The sequence below is a fragment of the Bradyrhizobium sp. LTSPM299 genome (genome assembly GCF_000938235.1).
Classification (GTDB): domain Bacteria; phylum Pseudomonadota; class Alphaproteobacteria; order Rhizobiales; family Xanthobacteraceae; genus Bradyrhizobium.
The window spans coordinates 1-8,400 of sequence record NZ_JYMU01000033.1 but is presented as its reverse complement, the minus strand read 5'-3'; the positions used below and the strand labels follow the sequence as shown (position 1 = coordinate 8,400).

General features: G+C 59.1%; 7 protein-coding genes. 2 read left to right on the top strand and 5 right to left on the bottom strand.

What is annotated here, in order from left to right:
• The first annotated feature begins 137 nt into the window (after nt 1–137).
• Both UP10_RS44425 and UP10_RS18810 read left to right on the top strand, forming a co-directional pair.
• Nucleotides 138–290, top strand: a complete 153-nt coding sequence (locus UP10_RS44425; protein ID WP_156179754.1) for a hypothetical protein — start codon at nt 138–140, stop codon at nt 288–290.
• 150 nt (nt 291–440) lie between these two features.
• A complete protein-coding gene (locus UP10_RS18810; RefSeq protein ID WP_044587263.1) occupies nt 441–680 on the top strand; it encodes a hypothetical protein in 240 nt (79 codons plus the stop codon).
• Between the two features lie 1,806 nt (nt 681–2,486).
• Here the strand turns inward: UP10_RS18810 and UP10_RS44420 are convergent.
• The 5 genes from UP10_RS44420 to UP10_RS44410 form a co-directional block, all read right to left on the bottom strand.
• Nucleotides 2,487–2,633 carry a hypothetical protein gene (locus tag UP10_RS44420; protein ID WP_156180145.1) on the bottom strand — a complete coding sequence of 49 codons (147 nt, stop codon included), beginning with the start codon at nt 2,631–2,633 and terminating at the stop codon, nt 2,487–2,489.
• Between the two features lie 2,147 nt (nt 2,634–4,780).
• Nucleotides 4,781–4,912: a peroxisomal biogenesis factor 3 gene (locus UP10_RS45870; protein ID WP_245321784.1), complete on the bottom strand. Its 132-nt coding sequence runs from the start codon at nt 4,910–4,912 to the stop codon at nt 4,781–4,783.
• 221 nt (nt 4,913–5,133) lie between these two features.
• Complete coding sequence (locus UP10_RS44415; RefSeq protein WP_156180143.1) at nt 5,134–5,310, bottom strand: hypothetical protein; 177 nt, start codon at nt 5,308–5,310, stop codon at nt 5,134–5,136.
• Between the two features lie 1,484 nt (nt 5,311–6,794).
• On the bottom strand, nt 6,795–7,034 hold the full coding sequence (locus UP10_RS18775) for a PilZ domain-containing protein (RefSeq protein ID WP_044588793.1): 240 nt from the start codon (nt 7,032–7,034) through the stop codon (nt 6,795–6,797).
• A 920-nt stretch (nt 7,035–7,954) separates the two neighbouring features.
• Nucleotides 7,955–8,236: a hypothetical protein gene (locus UP10_RS44410; protein ID WP_197086842.1), complete on the bottom strand. Its 282-nt coding sequence runs from the start codon at nt 8,234–8,236 to the stop codon at nt 7,955–7,957.
• Nucleotides 8,237–8,400: the final 164 nt, after the last annotated feature.

Genomic DNA, 8,400 nt, shown 5'->3' with positions numbered 1-8,400 from the left:
GGATCTGATAACGGCTTCCAGCAGAACAATGAATTTCTCTGAGAGCATCGGCGTCGCCTCATGATGAGGATTTGACCACTTGTTTAGCTCAGACTGCTCGTGGTGCGTGTGAGCTGGATCACAATGATCGAACCCCGTTGTTCGACACCATCAACGCTAGGCCCCATCTGTTGCGGGACGACTTCGCGTTCGGAGAAAATGGTTTCGTGGCCGCCGGCCGGCTCAAAGAGGGGCCTGACATCGGCGGGTGTCGACATGAAGCGGCGCCGACGATTGCACCGGAAGCGTGACCGGCAGCGGCTGGTGACACACGCCCGGCAGCCACGGCGATCGGTAACTGCGAATTAACTCGTCGGGGTCACCTTCACTACGACCTTCTGGATTGAGCTACAGCCGTCGCTGGGAATCCCCCGCGGCGGCTTTTTCGTAGGATCCCCGAGATGGACTATCCGGCCTTCACTGGCGAAAGCCTCACGATGATGTACGCGGCCGTTCGCGGTGCGCTGGCTGCCGATGATGCAGCGGAGCGCGTCGGCGCCGAACCGAAGTTCAAGGTGCGGGACACATCGGAGTGGAAGAAACACGCGGCCGATCTGGAGGCCGAGATGCTGAGACGCGGGATGCTCTTCGAGGTGATCGATTGGTTCGAGGGGCAGGACTCGTTTCCCTTCGACAAATAGGTCGCCTCTTGCTCACCCACCTTTATGCGGTGCTTGTGGCATCGGCTGAGGACATTCGCGGCACATGCCCGCCGACTGTCTCGCTAGTCCCTAAAAGATACGCCGCCGGGCTCGAAATGAGCTGTCCCGACGGCGCCTACCGCTCTGGGCCCCTGAAATCCCCAGCATCCTGTAACCTAGCACGCGCAGCGCAGGGCAAATGTGAACTGGTTCACAATCCGCATTCGGGGCGAGGTGGCTCGATCCTTGCTTCGCTACCGTCGGCCCAGGAAGCCCCCCAGCCGATCGGGCCTGTTCCAACCTAACCTTTGTCCGGCGCGGCATTTTACCCGGTGACGCGCCGGGCCCTTTTTGTGGGCGCAATTCGCGGGCCCTGACGGCGCGCTTGCGCCGCCTCTACAGCGGCCCCGCAGAAGCGCGCGACTGCGCGGGCTTGCCGTTCGCCCCGGTGATCGCGGAGCTGCAGGCGGCCGGCGTAACGAGCCTGCGGGCCGCGGCTGGCCTCAACGAGCGAGGCATGCCCACGGCCCGGGGCAGCGGCGAGTGGTCAGCGGTGCAGCTGTGGCGCGTGCTGGAGCGCTTCGCAGAGCAAACTTAGTCGCCCCGCCGCGCATTGACGTCCGTGATCCCCGGTGTCCATCATCCCCCCTTTGGACGGTGCGGTCCCAGGAGTAGCAGCCATGTTGCAGAACTTCGTGGCAGGACTTGTCTTGGTCGTTTTGATTCTGATGGGCTTAACAGTCTACGCCCAGGACCACCACGAATGCCTGCGTGGGCACATAATCAAAACCCTGCAGCCCTGCGGATCCGAGAGCCCTTCAGTGTAGTGCGGTGGGGCATCAATGAGGCCCCGCGTGGGCCTCGCCGAGGGAAAGTCAGCTTTGCGAACAGGAGCTCGGGCTTTTATGGCCGGATTGTGCCAGTGTCAAAGCGATCAATAACGGTGGGCTCGAGCTACGCGGCCCTTCGCAAAGAATGCCTCGAGGCTGTTCGACAGTGGCCCGGCTGCGAAACGGTCAGCGGCATCCAAATCATCCGGCAAAATGATGGAAGCTTCGCCGTAAAGGTCACGTTGTACGGGACTGCGCCGAGGTATCTGGCCAATCGGGCGATAAAGGCCGTTCAGCGTGAGATGCGCTACCGGTTTCACTTGATCGAGTGAATCGTTGTTGTGGCTCTGCCGCCTGGAGCAGAGCCAGCGATCCGCGTAGGGCGACTAGGACCAAGTCGCGGCGAATTCGAACCCGCACCAGCGGCCTCGCCAGAGTCACGGCGGGGCATTCTAAGCACGGGACCATGGCCCCCGCGCCGGCCCTACGGTCGAGGTGGATACGGGAGAGGCATCGGGATCGCTGCCCAGCAAACCGGACGTAGTTCGATTTCCCTGCGACCCGGCTCTCCAGCGCTTAAGAGCAAATCGCGATAGCCGTCGCGTTTTGAGCCGTACCCAATGACAGGCATCCATATCTCACGGTTCGGCGCTTCCCGATCGCAGTTTGAACTCGCCGACGACGCTAGAAATAGGACCGGGTCGTCAATTGGCACGTGGTCCGGCGCGGTCGACATCGGTTTCCAAGCAAATTCGGCCATAGAGAATCTCCGTGCAAGATTAGCGTGTATACATTGTCGCTAACTTCCAAGGGTTGATTTTTATTGGACAGCGGAATCTGACCGACACCCCTGAATGAAGCGTACCTGCGGACTATCGACGCCTGGAGCGAACTTGCCTGGAGGAGGCCGACGGGCGTAATTCAGGAAGCGGTGGCCGGCGCAGGCGCTCTACGAGGCGAGCCACCGCGCCCGGATCTATATGCCGGCCGTGATGTCGACACCGTACCGCGCGAAGGCAAGCGAGAGCGTGAGGCCGACGAGACTGAAGATCACCACGATCGCTAGGCTGGAGACCGGAGACGTCGCGCGGGCCTCTGCTGCGGCCCTCAAAACTGCGATCATTTGAAATCTTCCCAAGGTCATTCAATTACGGAAGGCTAGCGCGTGATTGTTACCGGCGGATTTCGCGAATTGTTTCCTTTCTGCTTCGCAGGAACCACGCATTGGCCGTTGCAGGCCGGGTAGGGCATCCACAACGCCCGCAAGCCGGACCCGCACCAGCAGGCTCGCCAGAGTCACGCCGGGCCCCATCTAGCGGGTCTTGGGCCGGAGCCCGGTGTCCGGCCGAGTGTGTGCAAATGAGAAGATCTAGGCTCGATTGACACGCGGCTGACACAGCGAGGCGGCTTGTCTCTGCATCAAGTGCGCGTGAGATGTGAGGCCGCTCACATTTGGAAGGCGCGATCTGATTTAACGACGGCGCTCACTCGGTGTCGGGAGAATCGCGATGCTAGTATCCAGCAGCCAGAGCGGGACAAGTATCACGGTGGTCGTTGTACTTCTCGTCATGTTCGCGCTCGCATTTGCGCTCGATCGCTACGTGGAATGGTCGTCGAACGCTCGCTTGGCCGAATTCATGAGCGCAACCGATACTTCGCCAACCCACGCAACTCCGATTCAGCCTCGCAAGGGTTGTAATCAGGGTACAAAGCTTCCACCTGTGGTGCTCTCGCGACCGCTGGACTGATTGTGGACGATCCCTTCCGAAACCCCGTCCAAGCACGATCGCTGGTGTCACCTGCACTTATTGTCCACTGGTCGGGACATTATGGGCGGCTGTCCCGCTAGTCCCAAAACGATGCGCCGCCGGGCTCGAAATACACGTCCCGGCGGCGGCCTGTTCCAGGCTGGGGCTCTATAATTCCCAGTACCTCGCTATCAGCAGGGGTCGTGCCACGGGGAATCAGGGAGTGTTCAAAATTGACCAGCCGCGCATGGTTGCCTGTGATCAACTGGAAGTGGAATGTCGCTTAGTCGTGAGGCTAGCGCCATTTCCGCAGCTGGCTCCAGCGTTCGCCGACCGGACGCTGGGGCCGGTCTGGCCTAACAACCGAAGGCGTGATGTTTCAAAGAACGGTCCCGGCGGGGCTTGGGGGGGCTGATAGGCCGGGACCGTCTGGATCAGACGCCTAGCGGCAGGCACCCAACCATTCCAACGACTCCGGTTCCACGAAGGTTCCAAATTCCTTTGACAACATCAGACGCCGGCCAGCGGCACGTCGGCGCTGTCGACCGGGCGGTACAGCGTGGCGTCAGGACCCGCACCAGCGCCTCGCCAGAGTCACCGCGGGGCAATCTAGCGGCAGCTGTGCCTATGCGATCTTGGGTGGTTGAAGCCCTGGGGAAGTCAGCCACTCATTCATGTGCGAGGCGGTCTCGAGCTGCCGGATCTTCCGGAGCAGCGAGTCCTTGTGGGGACCTGGCAGGGAGATTGGCGGTCTCCGCTTCTAGGCGAGATTTCTCGGCTGCAATCCGATCTTCGAATGTGTGGGGGACGGATCGTCGGCGACGCTGCATGACACACCTCGTGCTTACGGGTCCTAACCGCAGGGTTTGCACTTCCGATGCTAATATGCGGTCGCCCAGCCGTCAGTTCCAAAGTGAACACAAGGAGCCGCTTGACCGCGAATCCCGGCGGGGGTCTGATCCGCGGCCACGGACGAAGAGCTTGCCGATTGTCGGCGTCTGGAGCGTGTATGCCGTGAGGATTCCGGCCGGAATGGCGAAGGCACAGCGGGCGTTCTAAGCGGTGGAGAGACCGCCTTAGCTGGCGGCCTTACTCTTTGCATTCGCGTTCAAAGGGCGAGACACACCTAAACCCAAACTGTCGCCGATAATCCCGGGCGACAGTTTCAAGGTCTCTCAGCTTCGCGATTACTATATCCAGGCTGGCAATCTGGGCTGTGAGACTGGCTTTCTCGGCTGTAATCTCATCCAGGCTTTGGTGGTATCGCTGCATAGTACACCTCACGCAAAAAAAGGGTGTTCCCTCAAAAAATGCCAAAACGCCATTAGTTTGATGTGCTTATAACCGATTTTGTTTCGCAAAAAAGAACATACAAAGACGATCAGTACAATTACGGAATCAAATCGCGCGTCCCCGGGGCGTCCGTATAGAGCGCAGCATCTGAACCCGGCACCAGCGGCCTCGCCATGACTCTGGCGAGGCCTTCAAATGAGCTTCGGGAGCGGGCGCAACTGAGGCGGCCTCAAACTCCAAACGAATGCCTCATCTGGATCACCATGCGCTGTAGAGCGTAGGTGTATTTGCCTTGGGCGTATTGTTGGTCAGCGAAGTAAAGGGCAGCAATAACGCCCGCAGCTATCAGCAATCCCTTCATGAGAAACCTCCAAGGAGTTGACCTGGATTGTCGCGCTTCCGCCGGGGCTCGGCCATGACCCAGATAGGTCAAACAAAAGCGAATGGTCGCGTTCTTTGCCGAACCAGGGCAGCCTCGCAAACGTTTCTAATTCGTCCGCTATCGCTCCTGTTGAATGCCCGTCTTTACTTCCCGGGCCCACGCCAGAGTCACCGCGGGGCCTTCGAGCGAGAGCGAGCGTATCAATGCTTCGTCGGGAAAACGGTGTCGATCTCGATGCCCTCGGAATCTCGCACGACTATCGCGTGTCCGGTATTATCCGCGATCTTTTGGGCGACCGTCATTGCATCCGGGCGGTTGCCGAGCTCCAGAAAGACGATCATCGATCGGTTTTCTTTTGATGGCATCTGCTTTCTCATTCCCGCGCCGCCTCAATTGTCGTTCGCAGCAAAGGGGCGAGTGGCGCCGTCAGCACCTGACACGAAAAGCCCGCAGGTGGTCCATGGTCGGGTGGCCAACTCCCATTCAATCTCCGTCAGCAATTGGCGGATTGCGTCCGTACTGAAACTCTCCAGGGCTTCGTCCAAGTGCGCCCGTAATTCGTCAGGCTGAATCCAACGCTCGGTTGACATGGCGCGACCCGCAATTGGTCAGGCGGAAGCATCAAGCATTCCCAGTCACCTGAATATTCGCCGAGGGCTGGGCATCGATGACTGAGGGTATCTTATGCCCGGCATTTGACATAATTAAATCAGGCAATTCTTCGGAACTACGTTTACCCGCGGTAAATCCGTTTGCAGAAACCGCCTTGACTGTTAAACCTAGCGGAAGCCCGCCAAGGGGGTGGTTGACAGCGCGGCTTCCGGGTCCGCATCAGCGGCCTCGCCAGAGTCACGGCGGGGCATTTTAGCGGCTTGGGCTAGGTGCGATGTCCGCGCCAAGAGGGCCGGGGCCTTACTTCTCGCTGCCCAAGGGTCTGCCGGTAGCCCTGTCAATCCAGTGGACCCGGGAGCAGAGAGGGCATTCAAAGGGTTCTACGCGCTCGCCGCTTTCCTTCTCGGCCAACTTGCGAAACTGCGTCTGAACGGCAACACCGGTATGCGGCAACGGATGACGATCAACTTGTCCATGGATTCATACGCCCCGCCGAAACAGGCATTCCTAACAAGTCACAACTAATCGGCGAACTTAGTGTTCCGGCACTTGAACTCAATTGCGCCACTCCCCAAAAAATCAACTTTGGCCAGTATGGGACATCTGGCGCAGTGGGCTAGCCGATAGGAAGGCGGAGCGTTGTGACTGCCTTCGATGGCATGGCTTCCGATTGCAGTCGGCGCCGTCGGCGAGCCTCAAAATACTTCCTCAGCCAAAGACCCAAATCGGCCGATCGCCGAAGTTGTGCATTGTACAAGATTTGATCGAGATCCTGGAACTGAACGCTTTTGTCTTTCTGCATGGCTTTGCTCTCACGCTGCAGTAAGGGAAAGCACTTTCAGCGACGCTCCACGACGCGAGCGACGGGCTTCTTATGATGTGTCGGCTCAGGTTGTCCGACGGTGGACCAAACAGTTATTGCAACCACCATCGCGGCAAGAACGGTAGCCGTCACCGGGTATCCTTTCGCGCTGACCATGGCTCAGTGCGACAGCTCAAGCTTCCGCATCTCCTGCAAGCGAGCCAGGCAGTAGTCGCGATACAAGGCGTTGATGAAATCCCACATGACCGAATCCCCTCTGGTCCAATGGGGAAAGACTAGGTCGGGTTTGTTTCGGGCCTGCTTCGTGAATACTGGAAAATGGTTTCGCCAAGCGCGGCGCGCGGTCCCTGAGCCGGTCCGGAAGCCAAACGCGCACCAGCGGTCTCGCCAGAGTCATGGTGGGCCTTCCAACGGGCTTGGGCGACCTTATTCGAATGCGACGCCGATCCGTTTTTCTCTTCGCCAAACGATGCGGCATTGCCGTTTGAGCTGATCGCTAGGCACATAGAGCGTGAACGTGTCTGGGATGGAAAGCGGCGTGACAACCTCAAGCGCCGCGCCGGTCTCTGAAATGTTCCTGACCGTGCAATCGATCGCGCCACCGCCAAACTCGATGGTCCCGGTTTTGAGGACGCGGTGACGTGACTTCCCCCGATGCTCGTTCATGAGCAATCCAGATCACGAAATTCCCGCCTGGGAAACACAAATCCACCTCGCGACGCGGGGTCACGGGTGGCAATGCGGATCGGCGCCGTATCCTTGCGGGGGCATCTGTCGGCTGTGTCCGTTGCCGGGGGCTCGTCGTTCAATGCTGCTTGGAGGCGTGTCCTTGCGGGGCATGTGATCTAAGCAGCGATAGGGTGCGCCGCCTTCGGCGACCGTACAATGCACTGGCGCCGGCCTGACAATTCCCGTTTCGCGAGCACCTGAATCGAAAGGGGCCGCTCACGCCGCGGCTCCTACCGGCAAATCTGAAAACAAATTCTGATGAAATAAAACTAGCCCCGGCAACAGTTAGATTAAAGTTTTCCACAGCAATGTGGATTCCGGAATATTACCGTCCGTGGTGCTGACCCGTTCTGTGAGGCCCGGCTTCACTTCACGCTGACGAAGCCGAGGTCACTGATCCAGCAGGTGGCCCGACTTGGCGACCCGATGCTTAGCAAGTGGTATTCGTTCCGGCCGAAGAACAAACTGGTAGCCCCATTAGTATTTTATGGACTCATAAAAATTACTGATGTTTCCGGGCTGCCTTTTGGCGAGCGCGGCGCGGCGAAGATCAATCGCGACCTCGGTCCGACCGAGCGCCCTTCCTATCTCCCTTGGATGAATTTCGGCGGCCCCCATCATTAAAAGCCGCGCGTCGTCTCCGGGAGACCATCGCCTGAATCGTTGGCTTGCCAAGGATGCACCTCATCGATTGCGAGAAGCTTCGGGCGTTTCTCCAGTGGGGAACTTCTCGCCCGCACTAGGGCAGACCGGCCCCAGCGCCGGGGCTGGCGAGCACCGGGGCCGTGTGTGGGAATGCTGCTCGCGCCTAAGCAGCATCCATTTCCAGTTGATCACAGATAGCCATGCCCGGCCGGTCAATTTTGACCACCATCCCAATTTGCCAGAGCGAGTTTCCGAACAAGGACAGCACCGCTCGGGCCGAGGCCTAACGGGGTGATCAGTCCGGCTGCTCGGTGCGGATTGGCAACAACCTTGATAATCCAGCGCGTCGGGGTGCTCGACTCAACTTCCATGACCGAATGAACCAATCCCGCGACGAGCGATCCCTTTACGATCAAGGTTGCTTTTTGGCGGCGATGTTGATGATACCGATAGCGCCGCGCGAGTTTTCGATCAGATGTCTCGAACGTGTGCATATAGACCAAGCTGCACCACGCGAAACGGTTCCGCGATGACCCGCTGGGGAATACTATTCGTGAAGCTCCGACAATCAGCGCGCAACATTCGGCGGCTTAATTAACCTCCTTGGTCATCAGCTGGACCTCACCGGAACATCCGGCCGTCAGCGAAGGTTCGATAC